This is a genomic window from Exiguobacterium sp. s189, assembly GCF_018617615.1.
Lineage (GTDB): Bacteria > Bacillota > Bacilli > Exiguobacteriales > Exiguobacteriaceae > Exiguobacterium > Exiguobacterium aestuarii_A.
The window spans coordinates 40,622-55,791 of sequence record NZ_JACSKM010000013.1 but is presented as its reverse complement, the minus strand read 5'-3'; the positions used below and the strand labels follow the sequence as shown (position 1 = coordinate 55,791).

The window sequence follows — 15,170 nt, the reverse complement described above, 5'->3', positions numbered from 1 at the left end:
TCTTACTTATTTGATTTTCCCTTTGTTCTTCAACAAGTTGAAAATCCGTTTCGCCTGATCCGTGTTGTCACTCATACCGACGAACTTCTCTTGTTGTGGTCCGAACGCGTATACCGGCACGTCGTCACCCGTATGACCGTCCGTCGTCCAGCCCGTTCCCGAACGCTGATCAAAGATTTTCTCGATGGCGTTGTCGATTTTCGTGACGTCATTCGTCTCAGCCGCTTTCTTCACAGAAGCAATCTCTTCAGACGTCAATTCCAAATCGATATTCTCACGTAAGACGGCTTCTACGTCCGCTCCACCTTCGATTTCTTTTGCCATGAAGTCCGGTGTGCGTTTCGCTGCTTGAATCGGTGTCGGATCCCAGTTGTAATTTCCGTCCGCTCCGATTGAAATACCACCTGTCGAGTGATCCGCTGTTACAACGACTAACGTCTCACCGTTCTCTTTGGCGAAGTCACGAACGACCTCAAATGCTTGCTCAAAGTCTCTCATCTCACTCATCGCACCGACGACATCATTATCATGTCCGGCCCAGTCGATTTGACTTCCTTCTACCATGAGGAAGAACCCATCATCGTTCCCTTTTAGGCGATCAAGAGCCGAAGTCGTCATGTCCGCAAGACTCGGTTGTTCCTCGTCACGGTCAATCATTTTATCCATGCCAACTTCCGCGAAAAGACCGAGCACTTGCTCGTTGTTGTCTTGCTTCATTTCCTCAGCAGACGTGACATAGCTGTAGCCATCTTCTTGGAACTGTTTCGCAATATTTCGATCCGAGCGTTCGAAGAACTTCGTTCCGCCTCCGAGCATGACGTCGACTTTATGTTCTCCATTAATCAAATCATCATAGTAATCGTTGGCGATGGCATTCTCGCTCTTACGTTGCTCCTCGTGCGCGCCGTAAGATGCCGGTGTCGCATGCGTGATCTCTGACGTCGCGACAAGTCCTGTCGACATGCCGTTCTCTTTCGCTTGTTCAAGTACCGTTTTCACGTCTGTTTTGTCGTTATCAACGGCAATCGCGTTGTTATACGTCTTGACTCCAGAACTCATCGCTGTCGCTGCTGCTGCCGAGTCTGTTACGTTTTCTTCTTCGTCCTCAGGATATGTCGATTGCATTCCCACCAAATGTGAATCGAACGCAGTCGGTTCCATTTCTACCGTCTCTTCATTATCGTTCATATAACGAAGTGCCGTCGTATAAGGCACGCCCATCCCGTCCCCGATCATAAAGATGACGTTTTTCGCCTTATGATTCTTTGAATCCTTTGCTGCTTCTGCTTCGTTTTGTTGCTGAACGCCAACGATGCCCCCGAGTGCAAGCGTCGAAACGACTGCGAGTGGAACGAACTTTTTCATTGTCTTTTTCATCTGTAAACCCTCCCGAATGTTTGCTACTTCTGTAGCGTAACGGACTATTGTAAAGATACATTTTCAGAATGAATACAGATGTGTATGCTTTTTGTAAATAGAAAAAGGACGCCTCATTGAGACGTCCTTGCATCCATTATCCGTTCTTCATACTGAATTCATCCGCAAGTGTGAACGATACGTCCTTCACTTCTAGACCGCTCAATGCGAAATAGAGTTGGAGATAATTATGCTGGTTCAGGAAGAAGACCTGCTTCGTCTGTGTCACCCATTCCCCGTCCGTCCCGTTAAACGTGAACGTCGCACCCGGGATATTGTTCGCAAACAACGTCACCGGCATCTGCGCCAACTCCCCAGCGTTCGAACGGGCCGTCAACGTGATGTCATACGTCCCGGTCTGGTCGACCGAGATGGCGAAGACGTGCGTGTTGCCTGTCGAGGTGTCGATTCCTGACAAATCGACGTGCTCCCCGTTCTCGAGATGTTGATAGTCCAACTCGAATGCGTCCTGTTGATTCGTCTCATCTTCAAAGCCGAGGACCTCGACCGAACCATCATGAATTCCGAGAAGACGCTCCATCGCCGGTGATTTCAAAATGAATGAACAAATGTTGCGCGCGCTCCGCAACAACTCACCCCGTGTGACCACCCCTTCTTCGAGCGATGCCATCGTATTATCCTCGAATGAGTTGAGGTCCGGACGGTCGACGACCATATACAAATCGTTTTGCGAACGAACCATCGCCGCTGTGTTTTGACGATTGGCCGACTCGTCCTCACGGAAGTTCACTTTTGCCCACCAGTCTGTCATGACGATGCCGTCAAAGCCCCACTCGTCCCGTAAAATACGCGTGTTTTGATCATATAGACCTGCCGTCCAGATGCCGTTGACCGCTCCATATGTCGTCATGATGGACGATGCACGTCCTTCTTTCACCGCCATCTCGAACCCTTTCAAATAAATCTCGCGTAACGCGCGCTCCGAGACGACCGAATCGATATCATGACGATGTGCCTCTTGGTTGTTGGCGCTGAAGTGCTTGAGTGTACCCGTCACGCCGACGCGATGCATCCCGTTCAACTGAGCGACTGCCATCTTCCCTGTCAAATGCGGGTCTTCCGAGAAGTATTCAAAGTTCCGACCGTTCAACGGGTTGCGATGAATGTTCATCCCTGGTCCGAGCAACGTGTCGACCCGGTTTTTCCGCATCTCGAGCCCTGTTATCTCGAACAAGTCTTCAACGAGGTCGACGTTGAACGTAGAAGCCAAGAGAGTCCCGTTTGGAAGCGCGAACGCCTTTGTTCCGATATCCATGCGAATGCCTGACGGACCATCGGCACAACACGCCGCTGGAATCTCAAGCTCGTTCAACCGGTCGGACACGCCTCCAAACGCAGCTGCCGTCCCCGGCGTGACACGCGGTGAGTTCATTCCTTGTCCGCGGACGATTGTCGCCAAGTCCTCATCCGTCAACTGATCCAAGAATGTGTCGAGTGACGCCTTTTCATGATACACATCGCTCAATTTGATGCCTTGGTCACCCGTGAACACTCTAGTCTCAGGGCGTTCTTCCAAATAACGTGTCTCGACATCAACGGCACGAAGCGGCGTTGATTCGTAACCTACTTCCCATCCTTTTTCGCTCTGAATCGGCTTCATCCGTTCGAACGGAAGGACAGGTGCCATATTTTCGCTTAACGTCTCGAGAATGCGTTGCTCCTGCTGCTCGACTTCGAAAGCGAGTGAAGCCGAACGGACATCTGTCCCGACATATAAGCGATATGCCCCTGCTTCGAGAACGAAGCTCGATTCATGACCCGTCACGCCAGAGTCGTCGTAGCTCGCAAAATCAGTCATGCGGACGTTAAACGAAAGGGTTTGTCGCTCACCCGGTTCAAGAAGCAATGTTTTCTCAAACGCTACTAAAGACCGGAGCGGATTTCCGAGTTTTCCTTGCGGCTTCTCGACGTAGAGTTGGACGACTTCTTTCCCGTCACACTCACCCGTGTTCGTCACTTCCACCTCAACTGTTAAAACGCCATCGACTTCTGCCGTACGCTTCACTTCAGTATGGAATGTCGTATAAGACAATCCGAATCCGAACGGGTACAAGACGTCGTCTTTCGCGAACGTTTCAAAGTAGCGGTAACCGACATAGATATCTTCCTGATAAATCCCTTTATCCGCGTGACCAAAGTTCTTTGTCGACGGATAATCCTCGATGGATCGGGCAATCGTATCCGTCAGTTTCCCGGAAGGACTCACGTCACCGACAAGCACGTCGACGAGTCCTTTTCCGCCTTCCATCCCACCTTGCCATGCATAGAGGATTGCACTCGGCTCATTCGCCCACTTCATGTCGATGATGTTTCCGACGTTCAACACGACGACCGTCTTGTTGAAGCGCTTCGTTACGCGCTCAATCATCGCGTGTTCGATATCCGTCAATAAGTAACTGCCCGGGTCGGCCGTATTGTCACGGTCTTCCCCTGCCGTACGTCCGATCATGATGAGGGCAACATCTGACTCCTGCGCAGCTTGGTCGACGAGTTCGTCCGATACGTCCATCTCCTGTTGCGACCACGGTTCACCTGCCCAACCGACACCTTGGTCGAACGGGTTCTCGTTCACCCATGTTTCATACGTCGCATAAAGCGATTCATTGATATGAATGTCTGTACGTTCACGCAACGCCTCGAGCGGTGTCGTGACATGTCCGACGTTCACCATCCCACCTGAACCGGTACCGCTCTTATAGTAATGGAACTGACTACGCCCAAAAACGGCAAGCTTCGTTTCAGACTGCAACGGGAGAGTTTTCTGTTCGTTTTTGACTAACACGACCCCTTCCGCAACCGCTTGACGTGCCAATTCCTCATAACGTTTCCAATCCAATGTATACTGTTTCATTTCGTCAGCTCCTTAAGTCCTTTTGCGATTTCATTCATACAATCTTCTGCCTGTGGGTAGTCTCCTAATTTGTCCATAAAGGCATGATCCATACCCCGATATTGAATCAGTCGAGTCGGAATACCAGCTTCTGAAAGTTTTCGGGCATACGCCTCCCCTTCAAGTCGTAAGTAATCGTACTCTGCCGTCACAATCAAGGCTGGCGGTAAAGTCGTGACGTCTTCTGCCAACAACGGTGAGACGAGTGGATGCGTGACATCCGTCTTCCCTTGAAGATAGAGGTCATTTAGTAACGAATCTGGATCTGCAAGAGCGAGCACGACACCTCGAATCAGGTCGTGATGGTGTGAGATGTCGTACGCATCAAGTGTCCATTCAAAATCATTTGTCGGAATGGATGCTAGATTGACGACGGGATAGACGAGCGCTTGATAACAAATGCGCCCCTCCCCTCGTTCTTGCTCCATCAGACAACAAGCGGTCGCCAAGTTGCCACCGGCACTGTCACCGGCGACCGCGATTCGGTCTTGGAGAATGTTCAACTCACTCGCATGGTCATACACCCATTCAAAGGCTCGGTAACAATCGTTCAATCCGGCCGGGAACGGATGCTCCGGGGCGAGACGATAATCGACGGAGATGACGACTGCGTTCGCCCGTTCTGAAAGCAATTTACAAGGATTCTCGACCGTATCGAGCGTTCCTCCGAAGAAGCCGCCCCCGTGGAAAAAGAGAATCGCTGGGATGGCTTCAGTGTGATGCGGACGATACAGGCGAACCGTGATATCCCTGTCTTTACTTGGAATCTTTACATATTCGGTTTTGATATCAGTCGTCGTCCGATTCTGATTCGGCCAACCCATGCTGGCACGTGCCGACTCGAGATTGAAATCGCCATCTGGTTCATCATCTGAAGCATGATTCGAGGTCAGTGTCGCAAAGACGCGTGGATCGAGGTCACCGGTACGATCTAAATCTGGAATCGGTTTGATGATAGTTTCGAGATGATTTGTACTCGTATGTTGTTGATATTTACTTAGAGAATGTATGAGATGTTCATAGCTATGTCCCACTATGTAAGCTCCTTTCAATCAATTACTCGAACCCACAAAAATATTGTTAATGGATAAAGTTGTGCATTAGCTCATCGCGTGATACGTTTTTGGAACAGACCACTAAAGGAGTGTTATTGATGTATAACTGCGTCAGCTGCAATAAATCATTGAACGAACATGAAGTCATCCATACAGATGAACTCGGTCATTTCGGTGATCCAATCAAGCATTATTGCGATGCTTGTTTCATTGAGGGAGCAAAAATCGGTTTTCACAAGATGGAGATTGGTTGCTGCACAGCATGCCAACAACCGTTAGTTTTACAATTTGATCAGGAAGAAACCGCTAGCCTAGCTCGTGAAGATGGAACAGTTCATTACATATGTCCTCAATTGCTAGAAGCATATCAACAACAAAATGAAGAGCTGATCGAACAGTTAGAAGATGTTCATGACCAGTTTATTTTTTATGTGATTCAACCCGACCCGACGTTGCCTGACTTCGGATAATGGATTCTCATTCGCTTTCCTACCGTCTTTCGGTCTATAATGGACTGTATTGCAAATAGACATTGAAATTTTCTGAAGCAGAAGTTTTCACGAAAGAATGAGGTTACCCATGAACAAACAGCAATTTACGGATTATCGCCTGAGCGACGAGATTACTCGTGCGTTAGGCATTATGAAATACGAATCACCGACCGAAGTACAACAACAGGTCATCCCACGTGCGCTTGAGCGCGAAGACTTGATCGTCAAAGCACAGACGGGAAGCGGAAAGACAGCTGCTTTCGGGATTCCGGTCATCGAGCTCATCGACTGGGCCGAAAACAAACCGCAAGTGCTCGTCTTGACGCCGACACGCGAACTCGCCGTTCAAGTACGGGAAGACATGACGAACATCGGACGTTTCAAACGAATCAAAGCGACTGCCGTCTACGGGAAAGAACCGTTCTCGAAACAGCGTGAAGAGTTGAAACAAAAGACACATATCGTCGTCGGTACACCTGGACGCGTCATGGACCATATCGAGCGCGAGACGCTCTCACTCGATCGCATCGAATACTTGATCATCGATGAAGCGGACGAGATGCTCAACCGCGGCTTCCTCGCCGACGTCGAGAAAATTCTTCAACAGTTGCCGAAAAATCGCGTCACAATGGTCTTCTCCGCAACATTCCCACAAGATATCGAACGTCTCTGCCAGAAGCATATGAATGCTCCGGCACGTGTCGCCATCGAATCGACAGGTATGACGGCTTCGACAATCGAACACCGTTTACTTCCCGTTCATCGGAACGAGAAACTTGCTGTCCTTCAAGACATCACGGTCGTCGAAAACCCGGATAGCTGTATGATTTTCTGCCGTACGAAAGAGAACGTCGATACGGTGTACGCTGAGCTCGACAAAGCCGGTTACTCGGCTGAACGTCTTCACGGCGGACTTGAGCAAGAGGACCGTTTCGCCGTCATGAACGGCTTCAAGATGGGTAACTTCCGCTACCTCGTGGCGACAGACGTCGCAGCACGTGGAATCGATGTCGACAACGTCGAACTCGTCATCAACTATGACGTTCCTGTCGAAAAGGAGAGTTACGTGCACCGGACGGGTCGTACTGGACGTGCCGGCAAACAAGGAACAGCCATCACGCTCATGACCCGTCAGGAAGAACGTCTCATCGGAGCTATCGAATCATACGTTCAATTCGAGATTCCGATGATCGATGCGCCGACAGAAGCGGAAGTCGCGGCTAACCAAGATGCCTTTGAGCAGAAGTTGAGTGGCCGACGTGTCGTTCGAAACAACAAGACGGCTCGTATTAACCAGGACATCATGAAGCTTCACTTCAGTGGCGGGAAGAAGAAAAAACTTCGCGCTGTCGACTTCGTTGGAACGATTGCCAAAATTCCTGGCGTATCTGCTGACGACATCGGGATCATCACAATCAATGACCAGATGACGTACGTCGATATCCTTAACGGGAAAGGTTCGATTGTCCTTCAAGCGATGGAGACGACACCGGTCAAAGGGAAGAAATTAAAAGTAAGCAAAGCACGTAAATAATGCAGATTCAGCCTCAAAGATGATATTCGTCTTTGGGGTTTTTTATTACCTCGCAATAACCGAAAGCGCTTTCGGTAAACATTAAAAAAATATGGATTCCGGAAAACGTTTTCACCTGCATCATACCTGTATCAAATCTCAAATTCAACCTTCCTCACTCGATTGTCAAAAAAGAGCCCAATCTATCGTTTGGGCTCAGTCTTCCAAGTGAAGAAAATCAAATTTTGAATCGATGGTTGAACTGTGGCTCGTTTGATGAATCGATTCGTCACGACTCACGAGATATGTGTACTCTGCATCCGGTTCTGTCGAAAATTTCACGAACAATGTATGAGGATTCATACTCTCCAATCCGTCCTCCCCATAAGGAATAGAGCGGACGGTGATGATTTCGGTCGGATATCGGTCCTTGAGATACGCTTCGAGCACTATTTTTTCTTCCTGCACCTGTTGATTCACCCAATAAGGACGAACTGCATAGAATATTCCGTACGCTAATATACAACACACCGTCGCGACCCGTATACGCCTGCGCCATTTCCCATGAAATTGAAACGACAGCAAAGTCAATACAACCACGATGGCGAATACAACTAACAGGTCAATCAGCTCAAGCGGATGCATCGATTTTCCCCCAGTCAGTCTAGCGACTCTTCAGAGATGAGCTTGAATCCTTCAATCTCTGTCTCTTCCTCCACTTCGATCAACAAGCATGGCTTTCCTTTATAGTTCACTTGCTTCACGTATTTCAGATCTTGTGGACTGACGGAAATATTGGCGACTTTCGTATTGATTTTAATCGATTTTGACGTATATTTCGGAACGACACTCGTCGCTTTCATCTCATATTTCGTGTCATCGACGACTTGTTTGAACGCCTGCTCGACTTTTTCTGTCGTCACATCTTCCACACCGCTCGCCCGAAGGACGACCTCGACCGCACGAGAGTCGAGCATTGCGATCCTCTCTTCTTCCTGTTCGTTCTCTTCTTCGGCGACAATGATTTGATTGATCTCATCGTAAACGGTCGCGAGCGTCCGTGAATTGACTTCTTCCCCGATGACCGCTTTCACCACTTCTTCGAAGACCGCCTTCTCTTCCACTGCTGTAACGATTTCCGAACCATTCAACACACTCTCAATGAATGTCATATCCGGTTGGTGCGCTTTATGTGCCGAATAGAGGACATGGTTCACATCGGCCGCATTATCGGTGAAACACGGGAATAAGAATCCACCGATTGGCGCCTCGAGTTTGATGATTGGATTGACAATCAAACTCGCTTTGAATTCTCGCTCGACGAAGTCAAAGACGAGTGACTTTTTCGGAAGTTCTGTCGGGCTGATACTGCCGAGGATGAACTTCGTCGTATACACTTCATCGTTCGCATGAATCTCAGACTCTTCCGAGTGCCGGTTCGTCGGCTTATTATAATTACCCCGGATGAACGTCACGACCATGTCTTTTTCAAATGGCGTGTCCTTTACCATCTTTAACGCGATCCGCTGCATATAGTCCGTCCAGACGTCGGTCTCTTCCGTACGAAGTCCTTCATACAGCAATCCTTGCGTATGGTCGACCTGACCTTCCTCCGGATATTGGAACTTCACTTCAAATAACTTTTCATCAAGTTTCCCACCGAGCACTTTTTTGAAGTTCGTCAAAAACAGTTCTTGCTGTTCTTCTTCAAGGAACGGGAACGGACGCAACTCTTCATAATAAATCTCATTCGTTTCCTGTCGAATGTAAATCGTATATAAGTCAGCAATCTTCAGCTTCGTCGCATTCACTTTAAACTGTCGGCGAATCGCCGCAATCTCTTTCTTGTTCATTCCATCCACCTCTTCTTTTCTCTCGATCCATGTCATTCATTATACCAGTCCTGATCGCTCACTAGTTCCAAAGAAATAACACGAGATCGTTCGCTAATGCTAGAGAAGGATTTGCGATAGTCTTTCTAATCATTTTGCAGATTTTCACACTTTTTCAAAATCGTCATGTGTATGATCAAGTTGAATTTATTGCGTGATGTTTGTCTCACTTTTTGGTTGATGAAAGGTTGCCCACTTGCTCGACAAGTGTTCATTCCAAATACATAGTAGGAGGCTTTTTATGTTGAAGAAACTCATGTCTGTCGCACTCGTCACATTGCTTGTCTGGATTTCAGCGTCATTTGACGCGACACCGGTCTCTGCTTTCCCGCCGAATATCCCTTCGAAAACAGATGCACTCACGAAACTGAATGCGCTCACGGTCAAAAATGAAGGGTCGATGACAGGATACAGTCGGGACCTCTTCCCACACTGGTCGAGTCAAGGAAGTGGATGTAACACGCGTCACATCGTCTTGAAACGGGACGCTGATTCGGTCGTCGACCAATGTCCGGTAACGACCGGCTCATGGTACAGTTACTATGATGGGTTGACGTTCACGTCGGCATCTGACATCGATATCGACCACGTGGTCCCGCTCGCTGAAGCATGGCGCTCTGGCGCAAGCAGCTGGACGACAACCAAACGTCAAAGCTTTGCGAACGACTTGAACGGTCCTCAGTTGATCGCGGTGTCCGCTTCATCGAACCGCTCAAAAGGAGACCAAGACCCGTCGACATGGCAACCACCTCGCACCGGCGCGCGTTGTGCGTATGCGAAGATGTGGGTCGAAACGAAAAGCCGTTGGGGCTTGAGCCTTCAATCGTCAGAGAAGTCAGCACTCACGACAGCCATCAACGCTTGTATTTATTGAGACAGAAAAGGAGTCATTCATGAACAAACTTACTTCCACCTTTAAGGCAACCCACGGTGTCATGACGGAAGAAGTCGGTGTCATCAGTGGCGAGTTGGAATTGACGACGGCGTGTCAGGAAGATGGTTCCTTGACACTCCACATCACTTATGTCGGAGCGAAAGATGTGTACACGCTCCCCGGCAGTCCATATCAGCTGCATGACCCGAACGACCATGACGTCATCCATCAGATGCTCGTGAATATTCTCGAGCGGACGTAAAAAAGAAGGAGTCCATCACTCGATTTGAGTGACCGACTCCTTCTTTTAATTTTTCATCATTTTTATAATGGATCGGACGACAAGATACGTCACGCCGAATATAAACGCAACTAAAAGAAAACTCGCGCCACCAATGATGCCGAATGTGAACATGTTTGTACCTCTTTTTCATTTTCTGAATTAGAACATGATGAAGATAACATATTTTCCCATCCTTATGAACCTTGACTAGTTTTGTTGTTGCTTCCGATCGACCTCTCGAATAATCGCGAGTGCCTCTTCATAAGACTGTCGCAACTCATCCGGCATGTCTTCAACGTACTCCCCAGCACGTACCCGAATCGACTCTTCTCGCATGAGCGCTTCGATGTATGCGTCATATTCATCAGTAGTCAACACATCACGTGCAACAGGCTGGTTGTTCAATTGATCGAAGTATGGCTGAATGTCGGCAAGTGCCTGCTTCACTTCCGCTCGTTCCGTTTTCGGAATTGCTTCATAATCAACGTTTCCATTCGCATTTCCATAGGCGATTCGCGTATCCGTGAAGACACTCAGACCTTGCTTGAACTCCTCATACTCTGCCTCACCGAGTACCCCTTTCGCTTGATTCAATTTAGCATCCAATAACAAATATTTCTCTAAAGTAGCGCTGACGATATGTACTTTCATCTCATCAAACGAACCGTATAACTCATCTGCAAGCAGGGATTGATAGGCGAATGCACCAGTCGGGATGAGTAGTGCCGCCGCGATTCCGACCGTCATCAACCGCCGACGGATAAATCCTGGTTCCCGGCGCATTTCTTGTTTCGCTCGCTTCACACCTTGGCGACTCCGCTCACGCAGTTCACTTGGAATTTCGATGTCCGCCAACATTCGTTTCATCTCATGATTCATAGCAATCGGCCTCCTTCCATTCACGTCTCAATTTAGCGACAGCTCGATATAAGGTTGTCTTCACCGTACCGATCGGCCATTCCAATAAATCTGAGATTTGTTGAAACGTATAGTCTTGGTAATACTTCAGTACAACCACACTGCGTTCGTCCTCATGAAGGGACTCCATCATGTCAGCTAGTGTCATCGTCATCGCAAGATCTGTTTGTTCAATCCCGAACGCCTCTTCCACCTCTGCATTCAAGTGAATCACGTTCTGTCTTTTTTTCATCACATCGAGTGCACAGTTGATGGTGATTTTCATCAACCACGTCTTCAAAAATTGTGGTTCCCGTAACGTCCCGATTTTTTTAAAAGCTTGATAAGCAACTTCTTGTACAACGTCTAGCGCATCGTCCGGATTTTTGACGTACACATAGGCCATCCGATATAGGTCTTCCTCGTAATGCTGAAAGATCTTTAAGAACGCTTGATCATTGCCTCGCTGCGCTTTCTGAATGAGACGTTTCATCGAACGTCCCCCCTTTTCGTTTTTTCCCTTACACTTATTAGACATGAAACTCATGCATTTGGCTTTATTCATTTGGAAAAAAATGAAAAAGGTATCTCGGAGAGACACCTTTGTTAATTAAACGGTCTGATATTTCGTTAACAAATCTTTCGGTATATGACAATAATCGTCCGGGCAACGCGTCAGGCGATCCTGGTGTTCATCCGCACTCCGAACATAGTTCGTGAGCGGTTTGACTTCAACAGCGATTCGTTCTGCATCCGTGCGTCGATCAATAAACGTTTGCGCCTCCATCAAATGTCGTGACTCCTCACTGTAGACTCCCGTTCGATACTTCTCCCCGATATCGATTCCTTGTTGGTTGATACTGTATGGATCAATGATTTCGAACAAGTAATGCATCAAATCCTCGACCGTCACGACGTCCGGATCAAACGTTGTTCTGACACACTCTGCGTAACCGTCATACTCTCCGTCCACCGTATCGGTCGTCCCGTTCGCGCGTCCCGCTTCTGTTGAAAGGACACCCGGTAACGTCTTCACAAACTCCTGGACACCCCATAGACATCCGCCCGCTAAATAGATCGTTTCGATGTGAATCACTCCCCGTCTATTTGAATCTTTTCTAAAGCATACACGTAATGATGAGAGAAGGGAGGGATTTGATTGAATAAACAACGTTTTCTCACCACATTGACCAGCTCCATCATCCTCTTTGTTGCCATGATCTTTATTTTTCGTAACGACTATTCTCTATTCGCTGAAATGGCGATCATCTTTATAGCGGTCGTCATCGGCCAAACAATCCTCGAACGACTATTTCGACGCTTTGCGGAGCAACGGGTATCGAATCAGACGGTATTCGTCTCGTTCCTGTCGATGCTAGTGATACTATGGACGTTCGCGAGCATTCTTTTCGATTGAATACGAAGTCATTGTTCTTGAATGTACCCCAACCGCTTCAAATCTTCATAAACGAGTGTAGACAACAGCGTCCGCCCATCACCGTTCAAATGGTCCGGGTTATGGAAGAACGACTGCTCATGAATGAATCGTTCATCCCCCATATAATTGAGGAACGGGACATCTAAATCCAACTTCTCTACATGCTGAAACACGAGGCGCTCCATGACGTCTTCATCAAAATACGCATGGTATGACGCGTGTACCGGCTCCATCGCCAAGACGACACGATACCCTTGTTGTTTACAGTAGTCGATGATGTCTTGTAAATGCGCCATGTTTTCTTCAATCTCATGATTGTTCACGGCATTCTCATATTGAGCGGCCACTTCCTCATACTTACGCTCGGAGTAGTTCAGCCCACCATTCTCCCATGGCTTATGCGCATCAAACCGAAAATCTCGGATTTCCCGGGAAATCGCGGCATAAACACTGCCACTATTCAATGCCGGGAACTGTTCATGCGTATAATATTGAAACAGGCTGACCGGCTCGATGTCTTTACGGTCCAAGACGCGATAGTAATTGGCCTTCCGACCGACGTCCGAATTGCTGAATGTGATTTGAGATAAGGATACGATCACGACCCCACCTGGTTTCAAGTGCTCATCGTATTCTTTTAGCATCTTCAAATCATATTCAATCGGTTGACTCGGTAACGCCAAGTCGAGATGCGACAATCCGGTCGGTTTAAAATAATACCCGTACATCGCATGGGACGTTCCGAGATTGATGATGTCGACAGGATGAGGGTCCTCCTTGAAGGCAAGGACGGGCCGGTTATTATTGTATTCCCACGAGTCTTTCACGAACTCGTTGACGGGAATGAAGATGGTAATCATGACGAGTAACACAACGACGATTTTGATTCCTAAACGTTTCATGCTAATTCCTTTCCTTGCATCTTAAAACCCACCGTACACAAATCCTTGGCTCGAGACACCAAATAAGAACGCCGAAACAATCAAGAACAAGTTGATCGCCACGCTCGTCACGGCAGACTGACGTGCCATCCAATCCCAAGCCGAACCTTTCGTCCGTTCAATATGCTGGAACAGGTGAACGACAACAAAGACGACGAGGAAGATGATCAAATTGAGCAATGAGAACATTTGAATTGCCTGCATCATGCCTGACGGTGCCCATGAAGAAGGTGTCACGTACAGTTTGGCATGTGAGAACGCCTCTGCCATCGAATGCGATTGAAAGAAGACGCGCGAGAAGCAGACGAGCTGAAACGTGATGGCGATTTTCCACCAACGATGCAGTGTCGGCACGCGGTCAAACCCAACCCATGACGCCATTTTTTCGCGTTGCTGTTTCGTATGGTCTCCGAACACACGATAAATTCCATGAATGAGTCCCCATAAGACGAAATTCCACGCGGCACCGTGCCAGATTCCACTCACTAAGAAAGTCGCAAGGATGGCACCATAAATCTGCTCGCGCTTTTTCTTCCCTTTCGCGAGCGGCATGAAGATATAATCCCGCAACCACATCGAGAGTGTGATGTGCCAGCGGTTCCAAAAGTCGGCAATCGATACGGCAAAGTGTGGCTGTTTGAAGTTCTCCGATAAGCGAATCCCGAGCAATCTGGCACAGCCGATGGCAATATCACTACATGCCGAGAAATCGGCGAACAGTTGAATGGAGAACAGCATCGTCGCGAGTACAATCTCCGAACCGGTCGGGTCTGGACTATTGAACACACTTGCGACAATCGGGGCTAACCGGTCAGCAATCAACGTCTTCTTGAAGAATCCCCAAATGATGCGCTGAATCCCATAGCTGATATTGTCGTAGTCGAGATGCTGCTCCGTCTTCAGCTGGGGAAGCAGCTTTTTCGCTCGCTCAATCGGTCCCGCCACAAGTTGCGGGAAGAAGGCGAAATAGACCGAAAAATAGCCGTAATGACGCTCTGCTTTTTGCTTCCCTCGTGAGACGTCCACGACATAACTGATGGCTTGGAACGTATAGAACGAGATGGCTAAGGGCAACACGATCTCTTTATAAGGCACGTCATAATCAAATCCGCTCCATGCGGCGAACGAACGGAGCGAATCATTGACGAAATTAAAATATTTGAACCATCCGAGGAAGAAGACAAGAACGGAGACCCCAACCCACATGAGCCGCTTCTTCTGTTCTTTCTTTTCCTGTTTCTCAATCAAAATCCCAATCACATAAGTGAAGGCGGTACTAATCAACAGGAGCGGAATGAATTGGACGCTCAACGTAGCGTAAAAGACATAGCTCGCTAAGAGAAGGAGCCCCCATCGGAATCGATGCGGGACCACGTAATACGTTCCAACGATGATTGTTAAAAATAAGAGAAATTCAATCGAAATAAAAGTCATATTTACCACCTGATGTTATGAAACT

At 48.1% G+C, this 15,170-nt stretch carries 15 protein-coding genes; 5 read left to right on the top strand and 10 right to left on the bottom strand.

From position 1 onward, the window contains the following. Nucleotides 1–6: 6 nt before the first annotated feature. The 3 genes from KNO99_RS13565 to KNO99_RS13555 form a co-directional block, all read right to left on the bottom strand. Nucleotides 7–1,377 carry an alkaline phosphatase gene (locus KNO99_RS13565; protein ID WP_214749584.1) on the bottom strand — a complete coding sequence of 457 codons (1,371 nt, stop codon included), beginning with the start codon at nt 1,375–1,377 and terminating at the stop codon, nt 7–9. A 136-nt stretch (nt 1,378–1,513) separates the two neighbouring features. Continuing rightward, nucleotides 1,514–4,288: a glycoside hydrolase family 3 protein gene (locus tag KNO99_RS13560; protein ID WP_214749581.1), complete on the bottom strand. Its 2,775-nt coding sequence runs from the start codon at nt 4,286–4,288 to the stop codon at nt 1,514–1,516. Continuing rightward, on the bottom strand, nt 4,285–5,361 hold the full coding sequence (locus KNO99_RS13555) for an alpha/beta hydrolase (RefSeq protein ID WP_214749578.1): 1,077 nt from the start codon (nt 5,359–5,361) through the stop codon (nt 4,285–4,287). Before KNO99_RS13555 ends, KNO99_RS13560 begins: the two co-directional genes overlap by 4 nt. A gap of 119 nt (nt 5,362–5,480) precedes the next feature. Here KNO99_RS13555 and KNO99_RS13550 point away from each other — a divergent pair, with 119 nt between their 5' ends. Together KNO99_RS13550 and KNO99_RS13545 are read left to right on the top strand one after the other, a co-directional pair. Then, nucleotides 5,481–5,852 carry a hypothetical protein gene (locus tag KNO99_RS13550; protein ID WP_214749576.1) on the top strand — a complete coding sequence of 124 codons (372 nt, stop codon included), beginning with the start codon at nt 5,481–5,483 and terminating at the stop codon, nt 5,850–5,852. Nucleotides 5,853–5,961: 109 nt separating this feature from the next. Beyond that, a complete protein-coding gene (locus KNO99_RS13545; protein ID WP_214749574.1) occupies nt 5,962–7,407 on the top strand; it encodes a DEAD/DEAH box helicase in 1,446 nt (481 codons plus the stop codon). A gap of 195 nt (nt 7,408–7,602) precedes the next feature. Here KNO99_RS13545 and KNO99_RS13540 read toward each other — a convergent pair whose 3' ends face one another. Then, nucleotides 7,603–8,031 carry a hypothetical protein gene (locus tag KNO99_RS13540; RefSeq protein ID WP_214749571.1) on the bottom strand — a complete coding sequence of 143 codons (429 nt, stop codon included), beginning with the start codon at nt 8,029–8,031 and terminating at the stop codon, nt 7,603–7,605. A 14-nt stretch (nt 8,032–8,045) separates the two neighbouring features. Beyond that, entirely contained in the window at nt 8,046–9,239 is a 1,194-nt protein-coding gene (locus KNO99_RS13535; RefSeq protein WP_214749568.1) for a DUF4317 domain-containing protein, read from the bottom strand. A 280-nt stretch (nt 9,240–9,519) separates the two neighbouring features. On the opposite strand from KNO99_RS13535, the gene KNO99_RS13530 reads away from it, so the two are divergent. Further along, on the top strand, nt 9,520–10,152 hold the full coding sequence (locus tag KNO99_RS13530; protein ID WP_214749565.1) for an HNH endonuclease family protein: 633 nt from the start codon (nt 9,520–9,522) through the stop codon (nt 10,150–10,152). Between the two features lie 19 nt (nt 10,153–10,171). Continuing rightward, nucleotides 10,172–10,414 carry a hypothetical protein gene (locus KNO99_RS13525; RefSeq protein ID WP_214749562.1) on the top strand — a complete coding sequence of 81 codons (243 nt, stop codon included), beginning with the start codon at nt 10,172–10,174 and terminating at the stop codon, nt 10,412–10,414. 228 nt (nt 10,415–10,642) lie between these two features. Here the strand turns inward: KNO99_RS13525 and KNO99_RS13520 are convergent, their stop codons facing one another. From KNO99_RS13520 to KNO99_RS13510, 3 genes are all read right to left on the bottom strand, one after another. Beyond that, entirely contained in the window at nt 10,643–11,314 is a 672-nt protein-coding gene (locus KNO99_RS13520; RefSeq protein WP_214749559.1) for a DUF3600 domain-containing protein, read from the bottom strand. Next, nucleotides 11,304–11,825, bottom strand: coding sequence for a sigma-70 family RNA polymerase sigma factor (locus KNO99_RS13515; RefSeq protein WP_214749558.1), 522 nt, complete (start codon nt 11,823–11,825; stop codon nt 11,304–11,306). Before KNO99_RS13515 ends, KNO99_RS13520 begins: the two co-directional genes overlap by 11 nt. Before the next feature lie 117 nt (nt 11,826–11,942). Continuing rightward, nucleotides 11,943–12,419: a peptide-methionine (S)-S-oxide reductase gene (locus tag KNO99_RS13510; RefSeq protein WP_214749634.1), complete on the bottom strand. Its 477-nt coding sequence runs from the start codon at nt 12,417–12,419 to the stop codon at nt 11,943–11,945. A 72-nt stretch (nt 12,420–12,491) separates the two neighbouring features. Between KNO99_RS13510 and KNO99_RS13505 the strand changes: the two genes are divergently transcribed. After that, nucleotides 12,492–12,749: a hypothetical protein gene (locus KNO99_RS13505; RefSeq protein WP_214749555.1), complete on the top strand. Its 258-nt coding sequence runs from the start codon at nt 12,492–12,494 to the stop codon at nt 12,747–12,749. An 8-nt stretch (nt 12,750–12,757) separates the two neighbouring features. On the opposite strand, the gene KNO99_RS13500 is transcribed toward KNO99_RS13505, so the two are convergent. Further along, nucleotides 12,758–13,672 (bottom strand): hypothetical protein, encoded by a 915-nt coding sequence (locus tag KNO99_RS13500; RefSeq protein WP_214749552.1) that lies wholly within the window; start codon nt 13,670–13,672, stop codon nt 12,758–12,760. 21 nt (nt 13,673–13,693) lie between these two features. Beyond that, a complete protein-coding gene (locus KNO99_RS13495) occupies nt 13,694–15,145 on the bottom strand; it encodes an MBOAT family O-acyltransferase (RefSeq protein WP_214749549.1) in 1,452 nt (483 codons plus the stop codon). Nucleotides 15,146–15,170: the final 25 nt, after the last annotated feature.

What these genes read in the sequence shown, in the direction of transcription:
- KNO99_RS13565 (WP_214749584.1), bottom strand. Translation starts at nt 1,377, where the DNA reads ATGAAAAAGACAATGAAAAAGTTCGTTCCACTCGCAGTCGTTTCGACG.
- KNO99_RS13560 (WP_214749581.1), bottom strand. Translation starts at nt 4,288, where the DNA reads ATGAAACAGTATACATTGGATTGGAAACGTTATGAGGAATTGGCACGT.
- KNO99_RS13550 (WP_214749576.1), top strand. Translation starts at nt 5,481, where the DNA reads ATGTATAACTGCGTCAGCTGCAATAAATCATTGAACGAACATGAAGTC.
- KNO99_RS13545 (WP_214749574.1), top strand. Translation starts at nt 5,962, where the DNA reads ATGAACAAACAGCAATTTACGGATTATCGCCTGAGCGACGAGATTACT.
- KNO99_RS13540 (WP_214749571.1), bottom strand. Translation starts at nt 8,031, where the DNA reads ATGCATCCGCTTGAGCTGATTGACCTGTTAGTTGTATTCGCCATCGTG.
- KNO99_RS13535 (WP_214749568.1), bottom strand. Translation starts at nt 9,239, where the DNA reads ATGAACAAGAAAGAGATTGCGGCGATTCGCCGACAGTTTAAAGTGAAT.
- KNO99_RS13530 (WP_214749565.1), top strand. Translation starts at nt 9,520, where the DNA reads ATGTTGAAGAAACTCATGTCTGTCGCACTCGTCACATTGCTTGTCTGG.
- KNO99_RS13525 (WP_214749562.1), top strand. Translation starts at nt 10,172, where the DNA reads ATGAACAAACTTACTTCCACCTTTAAGGCAACCCACGGTGTCATGACG.
- KNO99_RS13520 (WP_214749559.1), bottom strand. Translation starts at nt 11,314, where the DNA reads ATGAATCATGAGATGAAACGAATGTTGGCGGACATCGAAATTCCAAGT.
- KNO99_RS13515 (WP_214749558.1), bottom strand. Translation starts at nt 11,825, where the DNA reads ATGAAACGTCTCATTCAGAAAGCGCAGCGAGGCAATGATCAAGCGTTC.
- KNO99_RS13500 (WP_214749552.1), bottom strand. Translation starts at nt 13,672, where the DNA reads ATGAAACGTTTAGGAATCAAAATCGTCGTTGTGTTACTCGTCATGATT.
- KNO99_RS13495 (WP_214749549.1), bottom strand. Translation starts at nt 15,145, where the DNA reads ATGACTTTTATTTCGATTGAATTTCTCTTATTTTTAACAATCATCGTT.